31 protein-coding genes and 1 pseudogene are annotated in these 25,015 nt (G+C 70.6%); 24 read left to right on the forward strand and 8 right to left on the reverse strand.

The window, feature by feature from the left end; all coding sequences use genetic code 11:
- The first annotated feature begins 144 nt into the window (after window positions 1-144).
- The 3 genes from NBZ83_RS13860 (at window position 145) to NBZ83_RS13870 (ending at window position 2,622) form a co-directional block, all read left to right on the forward strand.
- Window positions 145-1,407, forward strand: coding sequence for an NHL domain-containing protein (locus NBZ83_RS13860; protein WP_261575112.1), 1,263 nt, complete (start codon window positions 145-147; stop codon window positions 1,405-1,407).
- Window positions 1,408-1,936: 529 nt separating this feature from the next.
- Window positions 1,937-2,206, forward strand: coding sequence for a hypothetical protein (locus tag NBZ83_RS13865; RefSeq protein ID WP_261575130.1), 270 nt, complete (start codon window positions 1,937-1,939; stop codon window positions 2,204-2,206).
- A gap of 143 nt (window positions 2,207-2,349) precedes the next feature.
- Window positions 2,350-2,622, forward strand: a complete 273-nt coding sequence (locus NBZ83_RS13870; protein ID WP_261575131.1) for a hypothetical protein — start codon at window positions 2,350-2,352, stop codon at window positions 2,620-2,622.
- 45 nt (window positions 2,623-2,667) lie between these two features.
- On the opposite strand, the gene NBZ83_RS13875 is transcribed toward NBZ83_RS13870, so the two are convergent.
- Window positions 2,668-3,420, reverse strand: a complete 753-nt coding sequence (locus NBZ83_RS13875) for an AraC family transcriptional regulator (protein ID WP_261567554.1) — start codon at window positions 3,418-3,420, stop codon at window positions 2,668-2,670.
- 165 nt (window positions 3,421-3,585) lie between these two features.
- On the opposite strand from NBZ83_RS13875, the gene NBZ83_RS13880 reads away from it, so the two are divergent.
- The 3 genes from NBZ83_RS13880 to NBZ83_RS13890 all read left to right on the forward strand — a co-directional run bounded on the left by NBZ83_RS13880 (window position 3,586) and on the right by NBZ83_RS13890 (window position 5,104).
- Window positions 3,586-4,203 carry a class I SAM-dependent methyltransferase gene (locus NBZ83_RS13880; protein WP_261567553.1) on the forward strand — a complete coding sequence of 206 codons (618 nt, stop codon included), beginning with the start codon at window positions 3,586-3,588 and terminating at the stop codon, window positions 4,201-4,203.
- The gene (locus NBZ83_RS34575) at window positions 4,200-4,727 is read left to right on the forward strand and encodes an ATP-binding cassette domain-containing protein (protein ID WP_261567552.1); all 528 of its coding nucleotides are present in this window, start codon (window positions 4,200-4,202) and stop codon (window positions 4,725-4,727) included. The genes NBZ83_RS13880 and NBZ83_RS34575 overlap by 4 nt, the downstream gene beginning before the upstream one ends.
- A 116-nt stretch (window positions 4,728-4,843) precedes the next feature.
- Window positions 4,844-5,104 (forward strand): hypothetical protein, encoded by a 261-nt coding sequence (locus NBZ83_RS13890; RefSeq protein ID WP_308203790.1) that lies wholly within the window; start codon window positions 4,844-4,846, stop codon window positions 5,102-5,104.
- A 12-nt stretch (window positions 5,105-5,116) separates the two neighbouring features.
- On the opposite strand, the gene NBZ83_RS13895 is transcribed toward NBZ83_RS13890, so the two are convergent.
- Window positions 5,117-5,389, reverse strand: coding sequence for a hypothetical protein (locus tag NBZ83_RS13895; RefSeq protein ID WP_261567551.1), 273 nt, complete (start codon window positions 5,387-5,389; stop codon window positions 5,117-5,119).
- Between the two features lie 72 nt (window positions 5,390-5,461).
- Window positions 5,462-6,076, reverse strand: coding sequence for a TetR/AcrR family transcriptional regulator (locus tag NBZ83_RS13900; RefSeq protein WP_261575113.1), 615 nt, complete (start codon window positions 6,074-6,076; stop codon window positions 5,462-5,464).
- A 69-nt stretch (window positions 6,077-6,145) separates the two neighbouring features.
- On the opposite strand from NBZ83_RS13900, the gene NBZ83_RS13905 reads away from it, so the two are divergent.
- The 3 genes from NBZ83_RS13905 (at window position 6,146) to NBZ83_RS13915 (ending at window position 8,101) form a co-directional block, all read left to right on the forward strand.
- A complete protein-coding gene (locus NBZ83_RS13905) occupies window positions 6,146-7,303 on the forward strand; it encodes an epoxide hydrolase family protein (RefSeq protein ID WP_261567549.1) in 1,158 nt (385 codons plus the stop codon).
- Window positions 7,304-7,374: 71 nt separating this feature from the next.
- Entirely contained in the window at window positions 7,375-7,776 is a 402-nt protein-coding gene (locus tag NBZ83_RS13910; protein ID WP_261575114.1) for a hypothetical protein, read from the forward strand.
- 67 nt (window positions 7,777-7,843) lie between these two features.
- Window positions 7,844-8,101 (forward strand): hypothetical protein, encoded by a 258-nt coding sequence (locus tag NBZ83_RS13915; RefSeq protein WP_261575115.1) that lies wholly within the window; start codon window positions 7,844-7,846, stop codon window positions 8,099-8,101.
- A gap of 45 nt (window positions 8,102-8,146) precedes the next feature.
- On the opposite strand, the gene NBZ83_RS13920 is transcribed toward NBZ83_RS13915, so the two are convergent.
- Window positions 8,147-9,211: an NADP-dependent oxidoreductase gene (locus NBZ83_RS13920; protein ID WP_498041054.1), complete on the reverse strand. Its 1,065-nt coding sequence runs from the start codon at window positions 9,209-9,211 to the stop codon at window positions 8,147-8,149.
- 385 nt (window positions 9,212-9,596) lie between these two features.
- Window positions 9,597-10,361: an SDR family NAD(P)-dependent oxidoreductase gene (locus tag NBZ83_RS13925; protein ID WP_261575117.1), complete on the reverse strand. Its 765-nt coding sequence runs from the start codon at window positions 10,359-10,361 to the stop codon at window positions 9,597-9,599.
- Between the two features lie 100 nt (window positions 10,362-10,461).
- Between NBZ83_RS13925 and NBZ83_RS13930 the strand changes: the two genes are divergently transcribed.
- Window positions 10,462-11,313: a helix-turn-helix transcriptional regulator gene (locus NBZ83_RS13930; RefSeq protein ID WP_261575118.1), complete on the forward strand. Its 852-nt coding sequence runs from the start codon at window positions 10,462-10,464 to the stop codon at window positions 11,311-11,313.
- Window positions 11,314-11,760: 447 nt separating this feature from the next.
- On the opposite strand, the pseudogene NBZ83_RS13940 reads toward NBZ83_RS13930, so the two are convergent.
- Window positions 11,761-11,968, reverse strand: a pseudogene (locus NBZ83_RS13940) (zinc-binding dehydrogenase); the annotation flags it as partial.
- 136 nt (window positions 11,969-12,104) lie between these two features.
- On the opposite strand from NBZ83_RS13940, the gene NBZ83_RS33335 reads away from it, so the two are divergent.
- The 11 genes from NBZ83_RS33335 (at window position 12,105) to NBZ83_RS13995 (ending at window position 20,616) form a co-directional block, all read left to right on the forward strand.
- Complete coding sequence (locus tag NBZ83_RS33335; protein WP_261575119.1) at window positions 12,105-13,037, forward strand: AraC family transcriptional regulator; 933 nt, start codon at window positions 12,105-12,107, stop codon at window positions 13,035-13,037.
- A gap of 281 nt (window positions 13,038-13,318) precedes the next feature.
- Entirely contained in the window at window positions 13,319-13,780 is a 462-nt protein-coding gene (locus NBZ83_RS13950) for a cupin domain-containing protein (protein ID WP_261567556.1), read from the forward strand.
- Window positions 13,777-14,625: an SDR family oxidoreductase gene (locus NBZ83_RS13955; RefSeq protein ID WP_261575120.1), complete on the forward strand. Its 849-nt coding sequence runs from the start codon at window positions 13,777-13,779 to the stop codon at window positions 14,623-14,625. Before NBZ83_RS13950 ends, NBZ83_RS13955 begins: the two co-directional genes overlap by 4 nt.
- 79 nt (window positions 14,626-14,704) lie before the next feature.
- Window positions 14,705-15,670 carry an alpha/beta hydrolase gene (locus NBZ83_RS13960; protein ID WP_261567542.1) on the forward strand — a complete coding sequence of 322 codons (966 nt, stop codon included), beginning with the start codon at window positions 14,705-14,707 and terminating at the stop codon, window positions 15,668-15,670.
- A gap of 122 nt (window positions 15,671-15,792) precedes the next feature.
- Window positions 15,793-16,749 carry an ABC transporter ATP-binding protein gene (locus NBZ83_RS13965; RefSeq protein ID WP_261575121.1) on the forward strand — a complete coding sequence of 319 codons (957 nt, stop codon included), beginning with the start codon at window positions 15,793-15,795 and terminating at the stop codon, window positions 16,747-16,749.
- Window positions 16,746-17,540: an ABC transporter permease gene (locus NBZ83_RS13970; RefSeq protein WP_261567540.1), complete on the forward strand. Its 795-nt coding sequence runs from the start codon at window positions 16,746-16,748 to the stop codon at window positions 17,538-17,540. The genes NBZ83_RS13965 and NBZ83_RS13970 overlap by 4 nt, the downstream gene beginning before the upstream one ends.
- 12 nt (window positions 17,541-17,552) lie before the next feature.
- Entirely contained in the window at window positions 17,553-18,320 is a 768-nt protein-coding gene (locus NBZ83_RS13975) for a MerR family transcriptional regulator (RefSeq protein ID WP_261567539.1), read from the forward strand.
- Between the two features lie 184 nt (window positions 18,321-18,504).
- Entirely contained in the window at window positions 18,505-19,134 is a 630-nt protein-coding gene (locus NBZ83_RS13980; RefSeq protein ID WP_261575129.1) for a carboxylesterase family protein, read from the forward strand.
- Window positions 19,135-19,344: 210 nt separating this feature from the next.
- Complete coding sequence (locus NBZ83_RS13985) at window positions 19,345-19,710, forward strand: GatB/YqeY domain-containing protein (protein ID WP_261575122.1); 366 nt, start codon at window positions 19,345-19,347, stop codon at window positions 19,708-19,710.
- Between the two features lie 35 nt (window positions 19,711-19,745).
- Window positions 19,746-20,114 carry a nuclear transport factor 2 family protein gene (locus NBZ83_RS13990; RefSeq protein ID WP_261575123.1) on the forward strand — a complete coding sequence of 123 codons (369 nt, stop codon included), beginning with the start codon at window positions 19,746-19,748 and terminating at the stop codon, window positions 20,112-20,114.
- 28 nt (window positions 20,115-20,142) lie between these two features.
- The gene (locus tag NBZ83_RS13995; protein ID WP_261575124.1) at window positions 20,143-20,616 is read left to right on the forward strand and encodes a carboxylesterase family protein; all 474 of its coding nucleotides are present in this window, start codon (window positions 20,143-20,145) and stop codon (window positions 20,614-20,616) included.
- On the opposite strand, the gene NBZ83_RS14000 is transcribed toward NBZ83_RS13995, so the two are convergent.
- A complete protein-coding gene (locus tag NBZ83_RS14000) occupies window positions 20,604-21,539 on the reverse strand; it encodes an SDR family oxidoreductase (RefSeq protein WP_261567534.1) in 936 nt (311 codons plus the stop codon). The two genes, NBZ83_RS13995 and NBZ83_RS14000, sit on opposite strands and share 13 nt — an antisense overlap.
- 148 nt (window positions 21,540-21,687) lie before the next feature.
- Between NBZ83_RS14000 and NBZ83_RS14005 the strand changes: the two genes are divergently transcribed.
- The 3 genes from NBZ83_RS14005 (at window position 21,688) to NBZ83_RS14015 (ending at window position 24,066) form a co-directional block, all read left to right on the forward strand.
- Window positions 21,688-22,293 carry a TetR/AcrR family transcriptional regulator gene (locus NBZ83_RS14005; RefSeq protein ID WP_261567533.1) on the forward strand — a complete coding sequence of 202 codons (606 nt, stop codon included), beginning with the start codon at window positions 21,688-21,690 and terminating at the stop codon, window positions 22,291-22,293.
- Window positions 22,294-22,423: 130 nt separating this feature from the next.
- Entirely contained in the window at window positions 22,424-22,894 is a 471-nt protein-coding gene (locus tag NBZ83_RS14010; protein WP_261575125.1) for a Zn-ribbon domain-containing OB-fold protein, read from the forward strand.
- Complete coding sequence (locus tag NBZ83_RS14015; RefSeq protein ID WP_261575126.1) at window positions 22,891-24,066, forward strand: thiolase family protein; 1,176 nt, start codon at window positions 22,891-22,893, stop codon at window positions 24,064-24,066. The genes NBZ83_RS14010 and NBZ83_RS14015 overlap by 4 nt, the downstream gene beginning before the upstream one ends.
- A 115-nt stretch (window positions 24,067-24,181) precedes the next feature.
- Here NBZ83_RS14015 and NBZ83_RS14020 read toward each other — a convergent pair.
- A partial coding sequence (locus tag NBZ83_RS14020; protein ID WP_261575127.1) for an SDR family NAD(P)-dependent oxidoreductase occupies window positions 24,182-25,015 on the reverse strand: 834 nt, incomplete at its 5' end.

Below are 25,015 nucleotides of genomic sequence, written 5' to 3' on the forward strand. Positions count from 1 at the left end.
GCTTTGACCCCGCCCCCGACTCCGCGGTCGGACTCGACCACGACCTCGATCCCGACCTCGATCCCGACCGCGGTTCCGACGTCGGCCTCGGATCGGTCCCCCCTGGCCGGGCCGTCGTCCGGCTCCGTGCCGCTCGGTGTGGTCATGCCCGGGGCCTTCCGGCCGGGTGGGTTCCGGCCCGGTGGGGCCGATGCCGCCGCCCCGGTCACGCCGCCGCCCGCAGTGCGGCCCGTCAGGTGGCAGCGGCGGCGCCGGCTGGCGGTCACCATTGCGGCCACGGCCGCCACCATGGTCCTGGGCCTGATCGCGTATCTCGTCATCCCGGGTGGCTCCGCGTCGTCACCGCGTTCGGGGACGACGATCACCGCGGCGGTCGGCGACGCCGGTGTCACGCCCCCGGGCCCGGACGGTGTGGCCGCCATCAACGAGTTCGAGGACCTGGCGGTGGACGCGGCCGGCGACGTGTACCTGGCCGATCAGGCCGATCCGCGGATCCGCCGGATCGACCGGCGGGGTTACGTGAGCACTGTCGCCGGCAGCGGCGAGACCGGTACCTCCGGCGACGGCGGTCCGGCCCTGCAGGCCGCCTTCCAACGGCCCGGCAGCGTGGCGGTCGATGCCGCCGGAAACATCTACATCTCGGATGGGAGCAACCGCGTCCGCCGGGTGGACACCCACGGGACCGTCACCACGATCGTCGGCACCGGTGATGACGCCGACACCGGCGACGGTGGTCCGGCCATCCAGGCCGCGCTGCACTTCGCGGTGACCACCGGGAACATCAGCATCGACGTCGCCGGCAACCTGTACATCTGTGTGCTGGACGGACTCCGCCGGGTCGATCGGGCCGGGATCATCACCACGCTGATCAAAGGTCGCACCGGATTCTCCCCAAGCCCGCCCGGCGACGGCGGTCCGGCGAGCGCCGGCCGGCTGAAGGACGCCTCCGCGGTCGTCGCGGACCGTTCCGGCGACCTCTACATCGCCGACTCGGAAGCCAACCGGATCCGCCGCATCGACTCCCGGGGCATCGTCACGACGGTCGCCGGTACCGGGGCCAAGGGATTCTCCGGCGACGGTGGCCCGGCCACCCGCGCAATGCTGAACAACCCAACCGGAGTGGCGGTGGACCGGGCCGGAAACCTCTACATCGCGGACAGTGCGAACCACCGGATCCGCCGCGTCACACCGGACGGCATCATCACGGCGTTCGCCGGGTCCGGCACGACGTTCGTCTGGGGATCGCCGAAAACCGATGAGACCAACGGACCGGCTACGTCCATCGTTCTCTGGAATCCCGAGCAGGTGGCGGTGGACGGTGCCGGCAACGTCTACATCGGTGATTCCCCCCGAGTGCTGAAGGTCGACCCGCAGGGCGCCAGCCGCCTTCTCGCCAAAAGCTCGTAGCCCGCCAGGGCACTGTTGCATCGGCGAAGTCTGCCATCGCGGCTGCCGCCGATCGGTCATGATCGGGTGATGCGTCGACGTCGTGTCCATCCTTCGGCTCCGGTGCGCCGCGCGGCCGTCCCGGCACCGCCCCGGCGACAGATGGTTCGCGGATGAGGTGCGCCACGAGGCGCTGTGGATTCCTGTGGAGGTGAGAGACCGTGCGCCACGAGGCGCTGTGTCCTGGCAGCCGGCTGGCTGCGGGTCAGTTAGGAAGAACCGTTCGTCGGCCGTACCGGCGGCCGCGGCGACGACCTCGGCTCGCGCATGCTCGCTGCGCGCGTGGCCCGCGACCTCGTCCGGATCGGCTTTCTCCTCGAACGTCGCTGGGCCCCGTACAGCAAGTGGCTGACGACCGCGTTCGCTCAGTCGGCCCTCGCGGACCAGGCCGGTCGGTACCTACGCCGTGCGCTCAGCGCCACGCAGTGGCGGGAACGCGAAGCAGCACTGTGCGCCACGGCCCGTCACCTTGCCGACGCCACGAACCGGCTTGGTCTGGCTGAGCCTGTCGACCCCTCGCCGCGCCGCTTTCATACCGGGGACAATCCAGGTACTCGGCGCGCAACGCCTCACCCATGCGCTGACCGATGCGATCAGCGATCCGCAGCTGCGAGCCCTCCTCACCCGGCTCGGACACCGACCCGACGGCCCGCTTGGCCATCTCCCCGGCGCGATCGACCAAGCCGTCGACAGCGTAGAAGTCCTCACCCAACCGAACCGCCGCCGGGACTACGCACCCGTCCTCGGGCTCCGGGCCTGAGCGTCGCGGTTACGCGCGAACGCGCCCTCGGCCTCGGCGCGTTCGAACGCGCGGCGGCCTCGAAGGGCCGGGTCATCAGGCGGGTCCAGCTCACGGACAGCTTCGCCAGACTTGTCGTCGGAGCAGACAGCGAGGCGCTGATCGTGGATCTCGGCGTCGACAGCCCGCCGGACGAACCACCCACCCTCACCGAACTCGGCCCGACACTCAGCGCCCATGACCTGGCGGCCCGCAAGACCCTCGTCCTGTTCGGCCGAGCCGAGGCACGCGATTTCACCGACGTGCACGACCTGGCGAACGTCCTCACCAAGGAGGAACTCGTCCACCTCGCCCGGACCCAGGACTACGGCTTCGACCTGCAGGTGTTCGCCGGCATGATCGGAACCATCACGAGCAGGATCGACGCCGGCCCGTGACGGGGTCTGTCCCGTGGGGAGTCGACGTCGCGCGGGAGCTGGTTGTCAGGGGCGTGATCCTGCCCGCACGTGATGGCGGTAGTCGCTGGGGGACTGGCCGGTGTAGGCGGTGAAGGCGCGAGCGAACGCGCTGGGGCTTGCGAAACCGACGTCGCTGGCGATGCGCAACACGGTGTCCTCGGTCTCGGCCAGCATCGTCATGGCCCGTAGCAGCCGGCTGACGAGCAGGTACTGCCGCCACGTCATGGCGGTCTCGGTGGCGAACCGACGCCGCAGCGTCCGCTCGGAGACGGCGGCGGCCGCGCAGACGTCGGCGATGCCGACCGTGCGCAGGTGGCTGTCGGTGTAGCGCATGGCCGCGGCGACGACCGGATCGTCGCTGGTCGGCAGATGGAAGGGCATCTCGTGCTCCAGCCAGCGTGCCACCAGGGCTGCCATGGCGCGGAAGAAGAGGTCCGCCGCGGGATCGCTGCACTCACGGTCGATCGGCCAGCGGACGGCGTATTTGATCATCTCCCGCAGGACGGGTTCGATCGCGAGCACGCGGGCTCGGTCGCCGGCGTCGGTGACGGTCTCGGGCTCGAAGAACACCGAGACCGTGCTGACCTTGTTGATCGTCGTCCGGTGGGCCAGACCCGCTGGGATCCAGACCGCTCGCTGGGGTGGCAGCAGGTAACGGGTGGTCGAGGTCTCGACCTGGACCACGCCTTCGATCGCGTACTCGATCTGATGAAGATCGTGGACGTGCCAGTCGGTCGTGAGGTCGACGGCGGTGTAGGGGTACGTCCCGGCAGCCACTGACGTGGTGGAGCGTGGCGAGACCATCGTGGCAGTGGCCGCGGAAGGCGCATCATCGGCCGATAGTGCGGCGACGGTCATAGTGGAGAACAGTATCAATACTGGCATGACATTTTTGTTCCTGACCGGATCTGACGACACTGATTCCAGCTGGGCCGTGGCGCCATGAACCAGGGGCATCTGGACTACCTGGCGAGCCCCGAATGGGCGGCGGCACTGCGAACCGACCTGCTGCCCTGGCTCGAGACGGTCGCCGAGCTGGGCAACGACGTCCTCGAGATCGGCCCTGGCCCGGGTCTGACGACTGATGTGCTCCGGGAACGCTGCGCATCGGTCACCGCCGTCGAAATCGACAGCGGTCTTGCCGCGGCCCTGGCCGAGCGGCTCATGGGCACGAACGTGGTGGTGATCTCCGGTGACGCGACGGAGGTGGAGCTGCCGTCAAGCCGGTTCTCCGCCGCGACCTGCTTCTCGATGCTGCACCACATGCCGTCCCCGCAGGCCCAGGACCAGCTGTTCGCCGAGCTGCACCGGGTACTGCGCCCTGGCGCGCCGCTGGTCGGGGTCGACTCGGCGGACACCGATCTGGTCCGGGGCGCTCACGTCGACGACGTCTTCGTGCCGCTCGAACCCGAGACGTTGGGCGAGCGCCTCCACGCCGCCGGTTTCACCGCCGTGACCGTCACCGCGGCCGGACCGCACCAGATCCGTTTCGACGCCCGCAAGCCCGAGGCGGCACCGGGCGCTGGCCGCCCGGTATCCGGGCACGGCGGTGCCGCGTGAGTACGCCGGTCATCGAGGCCGAGGGCCTGACGAAACGCTACGGGGAAACCCAGGCGCTGGCCGGCGTCTCGCTGGCCGTCGGCCAGGGAACCGTGCTCGGCGTGCTGGGCCCCAACGGCGCCGGCAAGTCGACGACCGTCCGAGTACTGACGACACTGACTCGGCCGGACAGCGGGTCGGCCCGCGTCGCGGGGTGGGACGTACGCGCCGATCCGGGTGAGGTCCGGCGCCGGATCGGGGTGACCGCCCAGGACGCGACTGTCGACCAGGCACTGACCGCACGCCAGAACCTGCGGGCTTTGGGACCGCTCGTGACGGGGACGGTCGAGGTCAGTCAGGACGGTCGGCGGCTGCGGGCCGCCGTCGACGGGGGCGCGGGTCTGGCTACCGCGGTCGTCCGGGCGTTGGACCAGGCCGGAGTCCTCGTCGACGACGTCGCCGTCCATCCGCCGTCGTTGGACGACGTGTTCCACGCCCTGACCGGCACGCCGGTCGACTCCGACCGAACGGTGGTCTCCGCATGACGTCCAGCCAAAGCGTCGCGGTCCCGACCAGCGCGGTCGGCGCGATCGACCCCGGCAGCGCCCTTCGGCGCCTGAGTCGCGAAGTGTCTGCACTCACTCAGCGTAATCTTGTGCACGTGGCTCGCGAGCCGCTGCAGCTGTCGGACGTCACCATCCAGCCGGTCGTGTTCAGCCTGCGGTTCGTCTACGTGTTCGGTAGCGGCGTGACGATTCCGGGCGGCAGTTACCAGGATTTCGCGCTCGCCGGGCTGCTCGCGCTCAACCTCACCACCGCGACGAGCGGGACGGCAGTGGGCCTGAGTACGGACCTGACCACCGGCGTCATCGACCGCTTCCGCACACTGCGGCACGTTCGCCCAGGCCGTCTTCGTCCTTGAGCAGGAGGGGATTTAGGAAAACCGACTTTGAAAAAGCTCAATGATCTGCGGCGAACCGCACGTGCTCGGGTGTGGGGAAACCCGGCCCGCCACCGCCCCGCCGTTCAGAGAGCCCATCCGGTCCGCCGGTTCCACCTCGGACACCCCGGGTACCCCGGACACCCCGGACATCTCGCCGAGCATGTCGAAGGAGGCCGCGAGCATCCCCATCGTCGGGGCCGCCCGCTCATCGGCGGCGAACCGCACGAACCGGATCCGCGACCAGGCCAGCACTGCGCGGAACACGAGCAGCCCGTCGAGGCTGAGCGTGAAGGTTTGGACAGGTCTCCGCGCCGCGTGTCCGGATGTGTCCGCTGGTCATTGCTGCACGGCCCGCAGGATGGGCATGAGTGCGTCGTCGACGAGGGCGGATTGCGCGGCCGGGTCGGGCGCGACACCGGTGAGCAGAATGTCCATGAAGAGCGCGGCCACGGCGAGGGACATGACCCGGTCGGCCGAGGCGAGGTTGACGCTTTCCCCGCGTGCGGTCGCACGGGTGCAGATGGTCCGGCCGACGTTCACGGCGCTCTCTTCGATCTGGGATCGGACCAGGCTCCGCAGAGTGGCATCGTCGCGGACCCCCTCCAGTAGTCCGAGCAGCGATGGCGCTCCCGTGAGGGTGCGCACGATGCCGGCGACCGCGGCGGTCAGGTCGTCGCGCAGTGTGCCCGTGTCGGTGACCTCCGCGATGTTGCTCTCCGCGCGGCGGCACAGAGCCTCCGCGACCAGCTCGGCTTTTCCCGGCCAGCGTCGGTACAGGGTGGTCTTCGAGGCTCGGGCCCGGGCCGCGATCGCGTCGACGGTCACGCGTTCGTAGCCGACCTCCGTCACCAGCTCCGCGACCGCGTCCAGGATCGCTGCCCGGCGCGCCTCGCCGCGCCGCGAGGGTCGACCGAGGTCAGCCGTGGTCCGAGGGGTGGCGTGTGCAGGCACGTTCGACTCCAATGTGTACGATACGGTATCGTACACATCATACGCGACCGCCCCGAAGGGGGATCACCGATGAACGACACCATCGAGCCCGTCACCCTCGCCATCCCCGACGAGCAGCTCGACGACCTTCGCCGCCGTCTCGCCCTCACCCGGTGGCCGGCCGGTCGGACCGTGAGCGACTCGAGTCAGGGCCCGACCCTGGAGCGGCTGCGGGACCTGGTCGAGCATTGGCGGGACGGTTACGACTGGCGGCCGACGCAACGGTGGCTGAACGAGGCTGGCCAGTACCGGACGACCATCGACGGCCTGCCGATCGACTTCCTGCACATCCGGTCCCCCGAACCGGAGGCCCTGCCGATGATCATGACTCATGGCTGGCCCGGGTCGATCCTGGAATTCCGGAAGGTGGTCGGCCCGCTGAGCGATCCGGCCGCCCACGGGGGAGACCCCCGGGACGCGTTTCATCTCATCATCCCCACGCTGCCCGGCTTCGGGTTCTCCGCCAAGCCCGCCGAGACCGGCTGGAACCTCCAGCGCATCGCACGAGCGTGGATCGTTCTCATGGAAAGGCTCGGCTACGACCGGTGGGCCGCCCAGGGCGGCGATCTCGGTTGCGGAGTCACGGATGAGATCGCCCGCCGGCAACCGGCAGCCCTGCTGGGAATGCACCTGAACTTCGCGATGTTCGGGCCGACCGCGGATGAGATCGCGGACGCGACACCGGAAGAACAAGCCATGCTGCGCAGCGCCCGGTACTTCTGGGACAACCTGTCCGGCTACGCCAAAGAGCAGCAGACCCGCCCGCAGACGATCGGCTACTCGCTCGCCGACTCACCCGTGGGCCAGGCCGCCTGGGTTTATGCCATGATCCAGGACACCTGCGGCACCCCGGGTGACGCGGAAGCCACGTTCACCCTCGATGAGCTGCTGGACGAGATCATGATGTACTGGCTACCGAACTCCGGCGCATCCGCCGCCCGCCTCTACTGGGAACTCGAGCGGGCCAACTGGTCGGCCCCCGCGACCATCGAATCCCCCACGAAGCTGCCGGTCGGATTCACGATGTCACCGAAGGAGCATGTGCGGAAATCCCGTCGCTGGCTGGAACGCCGCTACAGCGACGTCGTCTACTTCAACGAACTTCCGGCCGGTGGCCACTTCACCGCACTCGAACAGCCCCACGGATTCGTGGCCGATGTCCGGGCCACCTTCGCACCCTTGCGCTGAGACGCACTGGTAGCTAGGTTTGGTCTTTTGGCTGGTCCCGTCCGGGACGTTCCAGAGGTGCAGGTCGAAGGGTGCGGAGGACCGGTTCGGACAAGAACGTGGGTCTTGGATCGACGCTGGCCCGAACCGGCCCGAGTCCCACCATCCCCGGCAACAATTGTGTGGTGCCGAACCATCATGACCGCGCCGACATCGAGCAGACCGTCGATCTGCTCGTCGGCCGGCTCGTCGCCCGCATGCGCACCGAACAGGGCATCGATCTCACCCTCGGCCCGCGCGCCCGCGCCCGCCTCCTCGTCGAGCTCACCACCGACCTACACCCCGACGACCACAGCATCGGCTCCGCACTCGAGGACATGCTGATCACCCCACTCGATCAGGCCCTGAGCACGCACGGCCCGACACGGTCGGGCACCCTGGCGGTCACCGACGTGGCCCGCGAGTACGGCGCCTGGACGGTGTCACTCGCCTGACCGGCGTGAAACGCCCGCTCACCCGGTTGGCGGTTCTCGATCATGGGCTGGTCCAACCACGGGTGTGGTGGTTCTGGGCCGGTGGTCGGACTGGTCGGGTTCAGCTCGGTACAGCCTGGCGAGTCCCGGCCGGCTGGCACGGATGTACGAAACCGTGCTGCGGGCGGCGCCCATGACGGCGGACCTGTCCCACTGGCTGGATGGGCGCACGCTGGTCCGGCTTTGGCCCGACCTGGTCCTGGCGCCGCAGGTCCGTAGCCGGTGGGAGACCCGGTTCCCCGAGCTGACCACCGGGCCTGGTCGCGGCAGCCGTCGCGCCCAGTAGATCGGGCATCCGAGCGGGCGAACCGTGTTCCGAGCGTGACGACTCTCAGTCTTCCGCGACTCTGATGATCGTCTTGCCGGGGGTGCGCCGGTCGGGGGCGAACGCCCAGGGCGCTTCCCGGAGTGTCCGCACGGCCCCGACGATCGGCTTGAGGCGACCGTCCCGGAGTCGCTGGGCGAGGTCCGCGAGCCGGGCGCGATCGGGTTCGACGACGAAGAAGACAGTCCGCCCGTCCCTGGGCTGGACCTTGGGTGGCGTGGCGATGGTGACGAGCGTGCCGCCGGCGCGCACCAGAGCGGCCGAGCGGTCGAGGACGTCGCCGCCGATCACGTCGAACACCACGTCGACCTCGCCGGCATCTTCCAGTTGATCGGACTGTAGGTCCAGGAAGGCGTCGGCGCCCAGGCCGAGTGCGGTGTCCCTGTCGGCGGCCCGCCCTGTGCCGATCACGCGAGCTCCCACCTCGCGCGCGAGCTGCACCGCAGTCGAACCGACGCCGCCCGCGGCGCCGTGGATCAGGACGGTCTGGCCTGTCGCGAGGCGACCATGGTCGAACAGGCCCTGCCATGCGGTCAGCCCGGAGATCGGCAGCGCGGCGGCCACGATGTGGTCGACGTCCGCCGGAAGCGGAGCGAGATTGCGGGCCTCCACCGCGACGTACTCGGCCAGTGAGCCGTTGCGGGTCCAGTCGGTCGGTCCGAACACCCGCTGGCCGACGGTAAGACCGGTGGTTCCGTAACCCAGCGCGGCGACGACACCCGACAGCTCATGTCCAGGCACGCTCGGCGTCCGGTCGCGGCCGGCACGATCGGTCCATGTTGCCGGCCAGTCAAGCTCTCCAGGGGTGAACCCCGCGGCATGCACTCGCACGATAACGTCGTTCTCGGCGGCGTGGGGGTATGGCATCTCCGTCAGGGAGAGTCCGCCGACGCCGGCGGCGCGGTCTTGAACGGTGATGGCTCGCATGGCAGTCCCTCTCAGCAGTGCGGGTTTTCGGCCCACCGCACCATCATCCTCGGCGATGCACGTACCGCCGCGCATGAGCTTCTTGCGGGCCGCAGCGATCGGTGGCCGAGCTGCGTGCCCGACCCGTGCCGATAGGCCGGGCATACACCGGCTGGCTCGTACGGTGGAGGGGGAGGCGATGAGGTCGCGTCATTTAATGCCGGATATGCGACTATCGCCCGTCTGTATGCCCGTCCGTACATGAATGGTCGACGAGGAACGACCATGAGGAGTAGTCGTGAGAATGCGGGGCCGGATCCGCCGAGCGGGTGCCCGACCCGACCAGGAACGAGCAGGCTGGCGAGACCACCCAGGACGTCGAGCCGCGTCCTGGAGCCGCGATCTCACGCCCACCGAGATCCAGCTCGGCGCCGGGCGGGAGCCGTGGTGAGCAGCGCCCGGGTCCGCTGGATTCATCGTGGTCCGGTCGACCGCATCCCCCGATTCGAGAGAGCTCGAACGTGCCACGCTGCTCGGTCGCCCGGGTCGCTCAGACCAGTTTGGTGGCGGATATGCCGCCGTCGACGTGGAGCGTGATCCCGTGGATACGGGCCGCGTCGTCCGAGGCGAGGAAGGCCACGGCCGCGGCGATGTCGGCCGGCGTGATCACCGAGCCGGCCGGAGTGTTCGTGGCCATGGCATGCAGCACGGTTTCGAACTCTGCGTTGCCCGGGGTCAACGTGACGCCGGGGGCGACGGTGTTCACCCGCACCCCGCGGGGCCCGTATTCGGCGGCCCACGAGCGGGTCAACTGCTCGTCGGCGGCCTTGGTCGCCGTGTACATCGCACCGAAGGGAGAGCCGACCTGCGCCATCCACGAGCCGATGTTGATCACAACACCGCGACCGCGCTCGACCATCGGGGGGATCAGCGCGGCGGTCAGGACGTAGGGCGCGCGGACGTTCACCGCCAGCAGGACATCGAGGTCAGTGTCGGACAGGTCGGTTGTCGCGGGCGAGGGGTAGACGCCGGCGTTGTTGACGAGGACATCGACGCGTCCGCCGAGCAGGGACGTCGCCGCGGCGGCGAAGGCGCGGATGTTCTCGTGCGGGCCGCTGAGGTCGACGCCGAGGAAGTCGGCGCGCCCGCCGGTTGACCGGATGTGCCCGACACCGGCCTGCCCGCGGTCGTGGTGACGTCCGCTGATGAGGACGTGCGCGCCCTCCGCGGCAAGTGTGCGCGCGATGGCCGCACCGATGCCGCTGGTGGCGCCGGTGACCAGGGCGGTGCGGTCGATGAGTCGTGAGGTGGTCATGCCGTCGGTCTACGGGGCATTCCTGGGGCGGGCCAGGTCCTGCGCAACCTGGTCATGCCGTAACCATGCCGGGGGCGGGAGCGCTCGTAGGGCGGACGGCATGGCCAGAGACAGGGCGGAACTCGGCGCGTTCCTGCGGGGCCGTCGAGACCGGCTGTCACCGATGCAGGCCCGCATCGAGCCCTTTCCTGGCCCGCGTCGAGTGCCCGGCCTGCGCAGGGAGGAGCTCGCGGTGGCCGCCGGACTCAGCCCCGACTACTACAGCCGTCTCGAGCAGGGCCGCCAGGCGAACGTCTCACCCGAGGTTCTCGACGCGCTTGCTCGCGCGTTGCGCTTGGACGACACCGAACGTGCTCACCTGCATGACCTGGCCGCGCCCGGCCCACGGCGCCGCAGTGCCCCCGCGCGGGAACTCGCGCAACGGGCCGATCCCGGACTACTGCGGATCATGGCCGCGCTCCATGACGTTCCGGTGCTGCTCCTCGATCACCGCGGCGACGTGTTGGCCCGCAACGCTCTGCTCCGCGCGGTGCTGGGCCGCCCGCTGGAACCGGGCTCGTCCTTCTTGCGCTACTTGTTCCTTGACCCGGTCGCCCGCGAGCGCATCGTGAACTGGGCGGTCTTCGCGCAGGCCGCTGTGGCGACGCTGCGCATGGAGGCCGGCCGCCGCCTGCACGACCGCAGGCTGCACGCGCTCGTCGACGAGCTGCGCGCCACGGATGGCGACGTCGCGGCGTGGTGGGATGACCATGCGGTGCGCGACTACGCCTCAGTGATCAAGCTCATCCGCCACCCGGAGGCGGGCGACCTCATGTTCGGCATCGAGACCGTGTCGCCACCCAACGAACCCGACCAGCGGCTCACGATCTACACCGTCGAGCCGGACTCGCCGACTGCCCGTGTGCTGCCGATCCTGGCCAGCTGGGACGCCGACACCGCCGACCTGTCCTGACCCAGGGCTCGTGTGGTCGCGGATGCCGGCCGCCCCAGCTGGTCGCGGCGGCGGGTGAGGTAGGCGGTTTCGGCGGTGTTGGCCGCCAGGTCGATGGCGTGGGCATGTGCGACCCGTTTGCACCGAGTGGCCATAGAAGTGCACCGAAGTGGTCACGGAAGCGTGAGGATGTCGTTGACGGTGCCGGTTTCGCCGAGCCTCGGGAAAATCTGGGTGACGGTGTTGTCACCGGGCTGCTGGTTCAGCTGGGGGAGCAGGCCGGTCCAGCCGTCGGGAAACTCGCGCCGGCCAGCGCCCTGCTCGGTGCGGCCGGGGCACCGCCAGCGACGTTGACCAGCACCACGGGCAGTTTCCTGGCCCGGAAGGCATCGGCCAGCTTGACCGCGTTTGCCGCGACGTCGTCGAACTGGTGGACGGTCGGCATTGCGGCCAACCCGACCTGCAGGTCGACGAGCGCGGGCAGGACTCCACTGCCGGCGACATCCAGGGCCAGATCAACACCGCCGGGAGCGAGCGCGCGAACCCGCTCGACGAGGCCTTCGCCGTAGGCGACGGGTTCGGCCCCCAGCGAGCGAAGGTAGTCGTGGTTCGCCGGACTGGCGGTACCGATCACGCGCGCACCGCGCACCACGGCGAGCTGAACCGCGGCGCTGCCGAGATCTCGAGGACCTCCGGGCCCCCGAATCGGCTGAAGCGGGCGGCCGTCCACCGCCGGCTCAGCCACAGGGTCGGCCGTCTGCATGATGAGGGCCGAAGCTTATTCGGGAAGCACGAGATCACAGGAGCTCAGCGTGACGGCAGACCCGTCGGCTTCGGAGACGATGCGTTTCCCCGCGGCTGAACTGGCGCAGCGCTTCGACCAGGACGCGCGGTGTGCGACCCGACGGTGCAGCGTGCGGGATGCCGGTTGGGCGTCGGTGCTCGTCCGGGTCGCTCAGCGCTGTGATTCTTCGGGACGCGCGGACATGGGCGTCCTGCCCCATCCCCGGATCATGCTCGTGACCCGTGGAAGCGTGGCCGTGCAACGACGCGACGGAGTAGCCCGGCGATCCGCCCAGCTCGCGCCGGGGAAGGCATGGATCGTCCCGGCCGGAGTGCCGCTGAGCTATGAGTGGACGCGTGCGGGGAGCGGCATGCGCGAGCTCGTCGTCATGGTTCTCCCGGCAGACGATCTCGCGCGTACCGCCGGCCTGCTGAGCCATCGACGGTCCTCGCCGGTCACCTTGGCGGAGCCGGTGCTGACCGAGGACCACGTCGTGCGCAGCGTCCTGTCCCAGCTCACTCACGCGATGGCTGCGGGAGTCGACGAGCTGTACGCGCAGACCTCGGCGGCCTTCCTGCTCGCCCATGTGCTCAGCCACTACGGGACTGGGTCGCCGGGCCCCGTCGGCGTCGGGAGGGAGGACGCCCGTGTCCGGACGGCGATCGACTTCATGCGGGACAACCTTCACCTGCCCCTGTCGCTCGCCGACATGGCCGGCAGCGCCGGGCTGAGCCCCTATCACTTCCTGCGCGTCTTTCACGCCTCGACGGGACTGCCGCCACGCCGGTTTCTCACCCGCATGAGGATCGACGTGGCGCGGCGTCGTCTCGAGGACAGCGACCTGTCCGTCACCGACATCGCGCGGCAGTGCGGGTTCAGCAGCGCCAGCCAGTTCTCGACCGCGTTCCGCCGTGAGACCGGGATGGCACCTCGGGCGTTCCGCCGCAGCCGCGCAACGTAGGGGCCGTGACCGGCCGCGATCGACTGCGGCCGGCCGTTGCTTTCCGTGACCGAGCCCGAGGCGAGCACCGCAATAAGGAACACTTTTTCAGCAAGCAAGCGCATGCGTGCCGGATGCGTGTGCGCCTAGGCTCGAGGTGTGGTCACCACGAGGCTCAGCGCGTGGATGCCGAAAATCGCACCCAACCAAAAACTCCGTCCCGTGTAGTGCACCGTGCCGGTTTTCGGGCTGGAAGGCGCGATGGACGTCGCACCGACGATGCGAAGGAGAACGACGTGAGCATGCTCTATCTCGCCCAGGCCCAGCAGCAACAGCAGCTCGAATGGCTCGACGGCGGAACTCTCACGATGGTGCTCGACGGCGCGGCGACCGACGGCCAACTGATGATGGGCAGATTCGACGTCAGCGAGGGCGAGGCGCCGCCTTATCACCAGCACACCCTCGAGGACGAGGTGTTCATGCTGATCAAGGGCACCGCACTGGTCTGGTACGACGACCGCGAGTACGAGCTGTCCGAAGGCGGCGTGGTCTTCCTCCCCAAGGGCAAGCCGCACGCCTACCGGATCACGTCCAAGAAGGCCGACCTGTTGATGATCAACACGCCGGCCGGCATTGAGGGCATGTTCCGCTACAGCGGCCGCGACAAGTCCACCCCGCGCCCCGACGGCTTCCAGATCTCCCCCGAACGGATGGCCGAAGCGGCCGAGAAGTTCGGCAACATCGTCGTCGGACCGCCGCGATGAAGGTCCTCGCGACCGGGGCGACCGGCACATTCGCCGGGCTGGTCGTGCCCGCTCTCGTGAGCCACGGCATCGACGTACGTGCCGTGGTGCACGACCCGGGCAAGCGCGACATCCCGCTGGGGAACGGCGCGGGCGAGACCGTCACCGCGGACCTCGGTGACCCGGCCAGTCTGCGCGCCGCGTTCGACGGCGTCGACGGCGCATTTCTGATCACCCCGGCCTTCGCGCCGGACGCGACGAAAATGGGACTCAACCTCGTGGAGGCGGCGCAGGCCGCCGGCGTCCGCAAGATCGTCTACAACGGCGTCTACCACCCCTCCCTGGCGTTGGAGAACCACGCCAGCACCCGGCCGATCGAGGCGGCTCTCTACGCCTCGACGCTGGACTTCACGATCCTGCAGCCCGCGATGTACATGCAGGGCCTCGACGGCGCCTACGAGCAGGCCCGTCGCACCGGCGCGCTCGTCATGCCCTGGTCGAAGCACGCGAAGATGACCTACGTCGACTACCGTGACGTCGCCGAGGCCGCCGCGCTCGCGTTCGTCGACGATCGGCTCTCCTTCGGCACGTTCGAACTCGCCGCACCCGGCACGGTGGACCGCGTGCGGCTCGCCGAACTGATGACCGAGGCCTGCGGTCGCGAGGTGACCGCCGAGGACGCCCCCGCCGGGTTCACGTTGCCACCCGGACAGCCCGCCGGTCTGGGCGCGATGTTCGCCGAGTACGACCGGCACGGCTTCCACGGCGGCAACCCGCTCGTGCTGCGCACAATCCTGCGGCGCGCGCCGCGCACACTGGCCGCCTACATAGCAGAACTCGGCGCCTCCGGACCGGGTGCGCCATGACCTGCCGGGGGGCTCACGGCCTCCCGACCTGTCGCGGCGCCTGTCGGGACCTTCAAGCCCGTGGAAGGACACCGGACCGATGACGCTTGAACTCGATCCGCAGATCGCCGAGGCGCTCGGCCCGCTCATGGTCGGGCTGGCCGATGTGGCACCGCCGCCGGTGGGCGATGTCGACGGCCGCCGCGTCCTCATGAACGCGATGCTCGCCAGCGTCGACCGGCTTCAGCCCTCCGCCGACGACGTTCGCATCACCGATCACGAGCTGACCACGGCGGACGGAGCCAGGCTGCTCCTGCGCTGGTACAGAACCACCGACACCGACACCGACGACGTCGCCCCCGGCCCGGCGGTGCTGTACCTCCACGGCGGCGGCATGATCCTCGGGAGTGTGTCGATCAACGACGGCGCCGTCAGCCGCCTGGTGTCACGCAGCGGCGTGCCCGTCCTCGCCGTGGACTACCGCCTCGCCCCCGAGCACCCGTTCCCCACTCCGGTCGAGGACGCCTATGCCGGGCTGCAATGGCTGCACGAGCACGCCACCGAGCTCGACGTCGATCCAACTCGCATCGCCGTCATGGGCGACAGCGCGGGCGGCGGCCTGGCGGCCGCGGTGTCGGTCCTCGCCCGTGACCGCGGCGGACCGGCCATCGCGCGACAGCTGCTGATCTTCCCGATGCTCGACGACCGCAACACGATTCCGGACTCGCACATCGAGCCCTATGCCGCCTGGACCTACGAGGACAACATCACCGCCTGGCAGGCGTTCCTCGGTGCGCGTGCCGGTGGCACCGATGTACCGGCACTCGCGGCTCCCGCGCGGCTCGAGGACGCGACCGGGCTGCCACCGGCCTACCTCGAGGTCGGTCAGCTCGACATCTTCCGCGACGAGGATCTGGCCTACGCGCTGCTGCTCAGCCGCGGCGGTGTGCCTGTCGAACTTCACCTCACGCCGGGCGCCCCGCACGAGTACGACGCCATCGCCTACCAGAGCGCCGCCGCGCGCCGGGCCATGGCCGACCGGGTGAGGGTCATCCGCTCTTTGTGACAGCCCCGCCCGGTGCTGGTCGGCCCTCGGCCATCCCACGTGCGGGACGCGCGTGAAGATCAACTTTGCTCGGCCCGTGCCGGCTTGACCTTGACCCTGCGTCAGGGCTCCAGCATGGCGGCATGACCGCTACCGACCCCGCGATCGAAGTCTCCGGACTCACCAAGTCCTACGGCGACCACACCGTGCTGGACGGCGTCGACCTGACCGTGCCGACGGGCACCGTCTACGCACTCCTCGGACCCAACGGCGCCGGCAAGACGACCATCGTCAACATCCTCGCCACCCTGCTGGCCCCCGGTGACGGCGAGATCCGCGTCGCCGGCTTCGACGTGCGACGCGAGCCCGCCGGGGTGCGCGCCGCGATCGGTGTCACCGGGCAGTTCTCGGCGATCGACGAGCTGCTCACCGGAGCTGAGAACCTGCGGCTGATGGCCGACCTGGCGCACCTGGACCGGGCGAGGGCGACCACCGCCGTGACCGTGATGCTGGAGCGTTTCGACCTCGCCCGCGCGGCCGACCGGCGGGCGCAGACCTACTCGGGCGGGGAGAAGCGGCGGCTGGATCTGGCGATGACGCTCATCGCCCGGCCACGGCTGATCTTCCTCGACGAGCCGACGGCCGGTCTCGACCCGCGCAGCCGCCGCGACCTGTGGGCGATCGTGCGTGAGCAGGTCACCGGCGGTGTGACGGTGCTGCTGACGACGCAGTACCTCGAGGAGGCCGATCAGCTGGCCGATCGGATCGGGGTTCTCGACGGTGGCCGCCTGGTCGCCGAGGGCACGGCCGCCCAGCTGAAGCGCCGGGTGCCCGGCGGCCACGTGTCGGTGCAGTTCACCGACGCCGCGGGGCTGGCCGCGGCAGCGGCAGCGCACCCGGCGGCCACCGCCGACGCCGAGGCACTCACCCTGCAGGTGCCGGGCGACGGCAGCATCGCCGGGCTGCGCCGCGTGCTCGACGGACTCGACGACGACGACGTCGCCGGCCTGACGGTCTCCTCCGCCGACCTCGACGACGTGTTTCTCGCGCTCACCGGCCGCGCGGCCGAGGCGCCCGCAGCCGAGGAGATCCCCGCGTGAGCGCCACCTACACCGTCCGTGACTCGGCGACGATGCTGCGGCGCAACCTGCTGCACATCCGCCGCTATCCCTCGCTATCGATCATGCTGGTCGCCCAACCGATCCTGTTCCTGCTCCTGTTCGTGTACGTGTTCGGCGGGACCCTGGGCGCCGGCCTGCCGGGCCAACAGGGCGGCGGAGACCGCGGGGACTATCTCGTGTTCATCACGCCGGGCATCCTGTTCATGACCGTCACCAGCGTCGCGCTCGGCACCGCGATCTCGACGGCGACCGACATGACCACCGGGATCATCGCCCGGTTCCGCACCATGAACATCGCCCGGGTGTCGGTGCTCACCGGCCACGTGCTGGGCGCTGTCATCAGGACCGGATTCGCCGTGGTGATCGTGACGGCGTTCGCGTTCCTCCTCGGGTTCCGCTCCGACGCCGATCCGCTGCGCTGGCTCGGTGCGATCGGGCTGCTGCTCCTCATCGCGTTCTCGCTCACCTGGCTGACCGTCGGCATGGGCCTGGCGGCGGACAGCGTCGAGACGGCCAGTAACACCCCGCTGTTCCTGGTGATCCTGCCGTTCGTCAGCAGCGCCTTCGTGCCGACCGACGCGATGCCGGCCGGGCTGCGCCAGTTCGCGGAGTACCAGCCGTTCACCCCGATGATCAATACCCTCCGCGCACTTGTCACGGGCGCTGCGACGGACTCCGACCGGTGGCTCGCGATCGGCTGGTGCGTCGCCATCGCGCTGCTCGGCTACCTCTGGTCGCGTCGGCTGTTCCTCCGCGTGCCCGCGACATAGGAGACTGACGCGGTGCTCACGATCAGCCAGCTGGCGTCGTACGCCGGCGTCACCGTGCGCGCGGTGCGGCACTACCACGCCAAGGGCCTCCTGCCGGAGCCGGAGCGCGACCACTCCGGCTACCGGCGCTACGGCGCCCACGCCGTCGTCGAGCTCGTCAGGATCCGTACGCTCGCCAACGCCGGCGTGCCGCTCGCGCGCGTCCGCGAGCTGTTGGCCGCGGGCGAGGAGGAGTTCAACGCTGCCGTTGCCGACATCGACCGGCGCCTGCGCGCCGAGATCAGGCAACGGCAGCGGCACCGCGAGCAGATTGCGCAGCTGGCAGCCGGGGACAGCCTGGCCCTGCCGCCGGAGGCGGTGGCGTACCTCGACCGGCTACGCGAGCTCGGACTGCCGGAGCTGATGATCGAGGGCGAGCGGGACGCCTGGATCCTGGTGGCGGCCCAATTCCCGGAGCACATGCCGCTCTACATGAAAATGAAGCAGCAGCAGCTCGACGACCCGGCGACGGTCGACCTCTACTGGGATCTCGTCGCAATGATCGACTGGGAGATGGACGACCCGCGGTTGACGGCCTTGGCCGACCGGCTCGTCGCCTCTCTCGAGGCCGCCGAAGCCGAGGGATGGGACAGCCACGACCAGGAGATGACCGACGGGCTCGCGAAGCTCCTCGACTCGGTCTTCCTCGACTCGGTGCCGATCGCCCGTCGGCTCCTGGAACGGCTCGAGGAGCGCGGCTGGCGCGGCTGGACCAAGCTCGAGCGAATCTATCCGAAATAGCGCTGCCATCGGCATGAGCGGTTGTCTGCGAACGAGTGTGCACGCGACCGGTCTTGTCTTTCTTCGATCATGCTGGGATCGGGAGGGGTTCGGGCTCGTGGTGTGGGCTGTCGAGCCGGGCGTGGGTGTCGGTGCTTATCATCCTGACAGGTAGGGTAGGTCGCCGCCCTGGAATGGGTAGTCGATCCTTTTCGCGCCCGTCGTCGACGGCGAGGTGCTGCCGGCCACGCCGTGGCAGGCCATGGCCGCCGGCTCCAGCCGGGAGGTCGACCTTCTCGCCGGCCACACCCGCGACGAACAGCGGCTGTTCACCGCCCTCACCGGCCTGCTCGGGCAGGTGACACCCGATCAGGCGGCGACCGCGCTGCAGGTCTTCGCCCCCGGCCCGGACGGCGCCCGCCGCTACCGTGACGCCTACCCGGACGCGGGCCCCGACCAGTTGTACGAACTGGTGCACTCGGACTGGCTGTTCCGGATGCCCACCCTGCACCTCGCGCAGGCGCAGGTCGCGGGCGGCGGGCGGGTGCACCTCTACGAGTTGGCCTGGTCGGCCCCGGGCCTGGGCGGCGCACTCGGCGCCTGCCACGGCCTCGACGTACCGCTCGTGTTCGGCAACCTCACCAACGGCCAACCAGCCATGCTCATCGGCGAGCGCCCCACCTCCGAGGCGACGGCCCTGTCGGCGCGGATGCGGACCGCCTGGACCACGTTCGCCACCCGGAGCGATCCCGGCCGATCTGGCAGGACCGCTTCTTCCCACCTCTCCTTCCAAGCGGCGAACAGCCCTGAACCAACACCAACCGATCTGCCGTGACAGCACCAATCAGAGTGTTCCTCGATAGGCGTGGCCGAGATGTCCGGGCAGGATGAGCCGCTCTGCGTTCCGCCTGGCCGGGAGAAATCCGGTGTCGTCAGCATGGGTGTGCCGAGTAGTCTGCGCGCCGTGGACCATGAGGAGTCGCGACCGGCAGACGGCGAGGGCCAGACGGTACGTGACCGCCTTCGTGGATCTCTTCGTGGGGCCATGAAGCGGCGGGACTCCGTTGCGGTCGCCGCGTTGCGGTCGGCCCTGGCGGCGATGGACAACGCCGAAGCCGTGGAGGTTCCCCGGTTCAGCGGCGCCGAGGCTCCGCTGCGGGGTCTCGGGGCGGGCGACGTCGCGCGGCGACACCTGTCCGCGCAGGAGATGGACGATATCGTGCGCGCGGAGCTGTCCGAGCGGCTGGAGGCCGCGGCGACCTATGACCGCAGCGGCCAGCAGACGCACGCAGAACGCCTCCGACGTGAAGGCGACGTCATCGCCGCCCACCTCGACGGCCCAGGCCATGACCGCCCAGGCCATGACGGCCCAGGCCATGACCGCCCACGCCACCGGTCCGGGTCGACGTGACCTCGCCGCCGCCCGGGGACGCCCGGACCAGGGCCATGCTCATGGAGCATTGGCGGGCTTCCGAGCAGGGAGACAGCGCGGCCGAGCACGCCATCTACGCGGCGGACGCGATCCTGGATTATCCACAGTCTGGGGAACGGTTCCGCGGCCGCGCAACCATTGCGGCGCAGCGCGGTGGCCATCCGGCGCAGCGGCGTTTCACCGTGCTCCGGATCAGCGGCAACGGGGACCTCTGGGTGAGCGAGTGCATGATCAGCTACGACGGCGTGCCTTCGCACTCGGTGAGCATCATGGAGTTCTCCGGCGGCCTCGTCACCCATGAGACCCAGTACTTCGCCGACCCCTTCGACCCGCCCCGGTGGCGGGCAACGCTGGCAGCGCCGATGCCGGACCGTTCAGACTGATGCGGACGGATCATGCGAGTCCAGGCCGATGCCCGGCCGGATCACCGCTGACCGGCTGACCAGTCCGCCCGGCCTGGTGAGTTTGCCGGCGCCGGCGGAGGCTCTCTCCGCCGTGGCCGGCGACTCCAGCTTCTCGTGTACCTCGCTGCGGGAGGACGGGCTCGCCGCCGCCGCCGGGGTGCCCCTGTCCGGCTACGAGTTCACCGAACCGCATGCCTCCCCGCTCGGTGCCAGCCACGGCACCGAACTGCCCTACCTGTTCGCCATGCCGGCGACGGCCCAGTTCGACGCCACCCAACGGAACCTTTCGAACCAGATGATCGACTACTGGACCACGATCGCCCGAACCCACCAGCCGAACCATTCCGGGCTCCCCGTCTGGCCGCTGACGCCCGCCGGACCACGCCCGGCGGGCGCTGTCGCAGCAGCGAGGCGCCCGTCGGGCTCCTGCGCGCCGCCCACCCCGCCGACGTCGGCTGGTGGTGGTGCTCAGGTGAAGTAGTGGCCTTCCTTGAGGTCGGCGAGCAGTCCCGGGCGGGTTGGCTGCCAGCCGAGGAGGTCGCGGGTGATCTGCGCGGAGGCGGGGCCGTCGAATCCCCAGAAGCCGCCGAGGAAGCCGACGTAGTCCCCGGCCTGCTCGGGGGTGACGGAGACTGCGGGAAGGTGGAGATGGGCGGCGAGGACCTCGGCGACCTCGCGGATGGGGACGCCCTCGTCGCCGACCGCGTGCAGTGCCGTGCCGGGCGGCGCGGATTCGAGCGCGAGGCGGAACAGGCGCGCGGCGTCGTCGCGGTGGACCGCTGGCCAGCGGTTGGTGCCGTCGCCGACGTAGGCCGCGGCGCCCTTCTGGCGTGCGAAGCCGATCGCGGTCGGGATGAACCCGTTGTCGCCGTCGCCGTGTGTGGCCGGTGGCAGCCGCACGACCGAGGAGCGGACCCCGCGGGCGGCGAGCGCGAGCGTGTGGTTGGCGTTGTCGATCCGCCCGTTCGCGCCGCTGATCGGGACCTCGCGATCGGCGTCCTGCGCGGCACGCCCGTCGTTTTCGGTGGCGACGACTCCCGGCGGGAGGCCGAGCACGCCGAGGATGCCGGAGGCGATCACGAACGGCTTGTCGGTGCCGGCGAGGGCGTCGCCGAAGGCCTCGATCGCCGCGCGGTCGGCGTCGGTGGCGCCGGCGAAGTCGCCGGCGAAGGCGATGTCGTGCTTGAACGCGAGGTGGATGACGCCGTCGGCGGCCGCGGCGGCGTCGCGCAGGGTGTCGAGGTCGTCGAGCGATCCCTCGCGGACCTCGACCCCCGCCGCCCGCAGGGCGACGGCCGCGGCCTCGGAGCGGGCGAGCCCGGTGACCGTGTGGCCGGCGGCGATCAGGTCGGGGACGAGCCCGCGGCCGACCCAGCCCGACGCTCCGGTGACGAACACATGCATGGGGAACCTCCACGACAGGGGGGTGCGACGGGCGGGTCCGCGGTGAGCGACCGGTGATACCCGTTGCCATTGATAGCACGACTGTACTAGAAATGACAGTATGCGGTCGTGTCAGCAAGGTCAAACCACGTCGACCCGGGAGGCAGCCATGGTGGGACGGCCGGTCAACCATCAGCGGCGGGCCGAGCTGCTCGACGCGGCGGTCGAGTACGCGGCCGAGTACGGGTTCTCCGAGTTGTCGTGGCGGCCTGTCGCCGCCGCTCTCGGGGTGTCACCCACGACGTTGGTCCATCACTTCGGGACCAAGGAGCAGATGCTCGAGGCCATCCTCGGCCGGTTGCGGGAGCGCATGTTCGTCGCCACCCGAGATCTGGCCGGAGAACAGCCCGACCTGGCGGCGCAGGCCCGTGCGACCTGGGTGCGGGCCTGCGACCCGCAACACGCGGCGGAGTTCAGGCTGTTCTTCGCGGTCTACGGGCGCGCGCTGCAGGCTCCGCAGCAGTTCGCGGCGTTCCTCGAGCATGCGGTCGCCTACTGGATGAGCGCCCTGGTCGACGCCCAGGGCCCAGACACCGACCTGGCGACCGCGACGCGCACCGCCACCCTCGTGATCGCCACCATCCGCGGGCTGCTACTCGACCTGCTCACCACCGGTGACCGAGACCGGGTCCAGGGCGCCGCCGAAAGCTTCCTCGCCACCCTCGAACACCCCGCCACCCTCGAACACCCCGCCACCCTCGAACGCAAGGCGTAGTCGCCGGCCGCACGGCTCCGCTGAGCCGCGGGTCGGGCGGTGGTGGCACGCCGTGCGCCGCCGGATCGTGGGTATATATACTCGACCCGCGAGTCGAGAAAAATTGGGCCGGCGCGGGCTGGGGGTCAGCATGGCTCGGATCAATCACGACACCATCGATCTGTGGCAGGGATGGCAGCGGCGGGAGCTGCGCGTCGACCGCTGCGCGGACTGCGGCACCTGGGTCTTCCCGCCGCGGCCGTTCTGCCCCGACTGCTGGTCGGACACGCTGGTGGGGACCGTGCTCACCGGGGCGGGACGGTTGGTGTCGTACTCCCGGCCCCGCGTCGCGCCCGGCGCGCCGCCGGTGGTCAGCGGGGTCGTGGCGCTGACGGAGGCGCCCGGCGTCCGGCTGTTGGCCCGCATCGAGGGGATCGAGCCGGAGCGGGTCACGCTCGGGATGCAGCTCGCACTCGGCTGGTGGGAGGACGCCGGCGGCGTGTATCCGCAGTTCGGGCCGGTCGACGCCGACCAGGTCCGGCTGCCCGCCGACGCGGCCCGCGGCGCGGACGCCGACGCGGACGCCGACGCGGCCGGCGGCGCGGGGCAGGGGGCGGCATGACCGGGCGGGAACGGGCCGCGATCGTGGGGATCGGCTGGTCGGAGCTGGCGCGTGACAGCGGCGTGGGACCGGGCAGCCTCGTCGCCCGAGCCGCCCGGGCGGCCGTCCTCGACAGCGGGGTCGCGCGGGACGCGATCGACGGGGTCGTCGGCGTCTACGGCACGGACTCCCCGACGCTGTGGCCCGGATACGTCGTCGACGCGCTGGGACTGCCCGACGTCCGCTGGTGGGACACGGCGCAGCCGCCGTCGGTCACGGCGCTGTCCACGGCGGCGAACGCGGTGCTGACCGGCAACTGCGACTACGCGCTGTGCTACCACGGCAAGTACCGGTGGGCGAACACCTCGGTCGTCGGCCGCGGTGACCCGCTGCGCCAGGCCCCGGCGCACGAGTTCGACCCCGGGCTCGACCATGCGCTGGTCGAACACGGCGGTTCGATGCTGTGGGCCGCGCGGGTCATGCGCGAGCACATGGCGCTGCACGGCAGCACCCGGGAGGACTTCGCCCGGATCTCCGTCAACAACCGGACGAACGCCGCCCGCAACCCCAGGGCGGTCTTCCGTACCCCGTTAACCGTCGACGACTACCTCGCCGCCCCGATGGTCGACGATCCCATGTGCCTGCTCGACATGGACGCGCCGATCGACGGCGCGCTCGCCGTCGTGGTCACCACCGAGCGCCGCGCCCGCGACCTGCCGCACCCGTCTGTGCTTGTCGAGGCGTTCGGCAGCGCGCTGCCGGCACGCAACGACGGACTGCTCTGGCCCGAGGCGGACGGGATCGCAGCCCGCCGGGCCGTCGGCAATCTGTTCGCCCGCAGCGACCTGACTCCCGCCGACATCGACCTCGCCTACCCGTACGACGGGTTCACGATCCTCGCCATGCTGTGGCTGGAGGCCCTCTACACCAAGCCGGGGGAGGGCCCGGCGCTGCTGCGCGAGTCGTGGTCCGACGATGAGCAGCGGCTGCGGCTGTTCGGCCGGATACCGGTGTGCACCCACGGGGGCAACCTGAGCGAGGGGCGCGCCACGCAGGGATTCGGCTCCGTGATCGAGGCGGTGCAGCAGCTACGCGGCGACGCGGGGGAGCGCCAGGTCGACGCCGCCCGCAGCGCCGTGATCACCGGGGGCATGGCCGGCACGAACCGCTCGACGATCCTCGTCGGCGGCTGACCGGCTGAGCGCCGAGCGGCCGGGCGGCGGAGCGGTCGGGCGGCGGAGCGGTCGGGCGGCGGAGCGGTCGGGCGGCGGAGCGGTCGGCCGCCGAGCCGCCACCCGGCGGCCGGGGTCAGGCCGACAGGTGCTGGCTCGGGAGCGGGGCGCCGCCGCCGTCGACGACGAGTGTCTGGCCGGTGAGGTAGGACGCCGCGTCGGAGCACAGGAACACCACGACGTTCGCTATCTCGTCGGCGCTCGCCCATCGTCGCAGCGGGATGCCGGCGGCCGTCGCCCGGCGAAACCGCTGATAGCCCTCGTCGCCGAGGGTCGCGGCCAGCGGGTGCCAGATGTCGGTGTCGACGAAGCCGGGCGCGACGGCGTTGACCCGCACCCCCCGATCGCCCCAGGCGGTGGCCAGGTTCTGGGTCAGGGTGTTCAGGCCGCCCTTGGTCGCCGCGTAGACGGCCTGTTCGACGTCCCCGCCGTAGGCCGCCGCCGACGACATGGTGACCACGCATCCCCGCTGCCGCAGCAGGGACGGCGCGAGCCACGAGGTCAGCAGGATGACGTTGCGCAGGTTGAGGTTGAGCTGCAGGTCCAGTGGCTTCGCGGTGATGACCTCCGGCGGCTGGTGCCAGCCGAGCCCGGCGTTGTTCACCAGGATGTCGACGTCGCCGAGCTCGGCGAGGACCTGGTCGGCCACCCGCCGGACGTCGGCCTCGACGGTGAGGTCGGCGCTGATCGTGACGGGCTTGTTGGCGAGCCCGTCGGCGACGGCGGCCAGGCCCGCGCTGCCGCGGGCGACGACGGCGACCCGCGCGCCCGCGGCGTCGAGGGCGCGCGCGCACGCCGCGCCGATGCCTCGACTGGCGCCGGTGACCACGGCGGCGCGGCCGGACAGATCAAAGGTGAGACCGGGCATCGTGCGCTCCTGCAAATAGTTCGGGTGGGAATCGTCCGGGTG

The organism is Frankia gtarii (assembly GCF_025403375.1).
GTDB lineage: Bacteria > Actinomycetota > Actinomycetes > Frankiales > Frankiaceae > Frankia > Frankia gtarii.

Coding starts and splice junctions, on each gene's coding strand:
- NBZ83_RS13880 (WP_261567553.1), top strand. CDS start 3,586: ATGAACCAGGGGCATCTGGACTACCTGGCGAGCCCCGAATGGGCGGCG.
- NBZ83_RS13955 (WP_261575120.1), top strand. CDS start 13,777: ATGAAGGTCCTCGCGACCGGGGCGACCGGCACATTCGCCGGGCTGGTC.
- NBZ83_RS13965 (WP_261575121.1), top strand. CDS start 15,793: ATGACCGCTACCGACCCCGCGATCGAAGTCTCCGGACTCACCAAGTCC.
- NBZ83_RS13985 (WP_261575122.1), top strand. CDS start 19,345: ATGAAGCGGCGGGACTCCGTTGCGGTCGCCGCGTTGCGGTCGGCCCTG.
- NBZ83_RS13990 (WP_261575123.1), top strand. CDS start 19,746: ATGCTCATGGAGCATTGGCGGGCTTCCGAGCAGGGAGACAGCGCGGCC.
- NBZ83_RS14015 (WP_261575126.1), top strand. CDS start 22,891: ATGACCGGGCGGGAACGGGCCGCGATCGTGGGGATCGGCTGGTCGGAG.
- NBZ83_RS14000 (WP_261567534.1), bottom strand. CDS start 21,539: ATGCATGTGTTCGTCACCGGAGCGTCGGGCTGGGTCGGCCGCGGGCTC.
- NBZ83_RS13860 (WP_261575112.1), top strand. CDS start 145: ATGCCCGGGGCCTTCCGGCCGGGTGGGTTCCGGCCCGGTGGGGCCGAT.
- NBZ83_RS13905 (WP_261567549.1), top strand. CDS start 6,146: ATGAACGACACCATCGAGCCCGTCACCCTCGCCATCCCCGACGAGCAG.
- NBZ83_RS13930 (WP_261575118.1), top strand. CDS start 10,462: ATGGCCAGAGACAGGGCGGAACTCGGCGCGTTCCTGCGGGGCCGTCGA.
- NBZ83_RS13960 (WP_261567542.1), top strand. CDS start 14,705: ATGACGCTTGAACTCGATCCGCAGATCGCCGAGGCGCTCGGCCCGCTC.
- NBZ83_RS14010 (WP_261575125.1), top strand. CDS start 22,424: ATGGCTCGGATCAATCACGACACCATCGATCTGTGGCAGGGATGGCAG.
- NBZ83_RS14005 (WP_261567533.1), top strand. CDS start 21,688: ATGGTGGGACGGCCGGTCAACCATCAGCGGCGGGCCGAGCTGCTCGAC.
- NBZ83_RS13995 (WP_261575124.1), top strand. CDS start 20,143: ATGCCCGGCCGGATCACCGCTGACCGGCTGACCAGTCCGCCCGGCCTG.
- NBZ83_RS13920 (WP_498041054.1), bottom strand. CDS start 9,211: ATGCCCGGCCTATCGGCACGGGTCGGGCACGCAGCTCGGCCACCGATC.
- NBZ83_RS13925 (WP_261575117.1), bottom strand. CDS start 10,361: ATGACCACCTCACGACTCATCGACCGCACCGCCCTGGTCACCGGCGCC.
- NBZ83_RS13950 (WP_261567556.1), top strand. CDS start 13,319: ATGCTCTATCTCGCCCAGGCCCAGCAGCAACAGCAGCTCGAATGGCTC.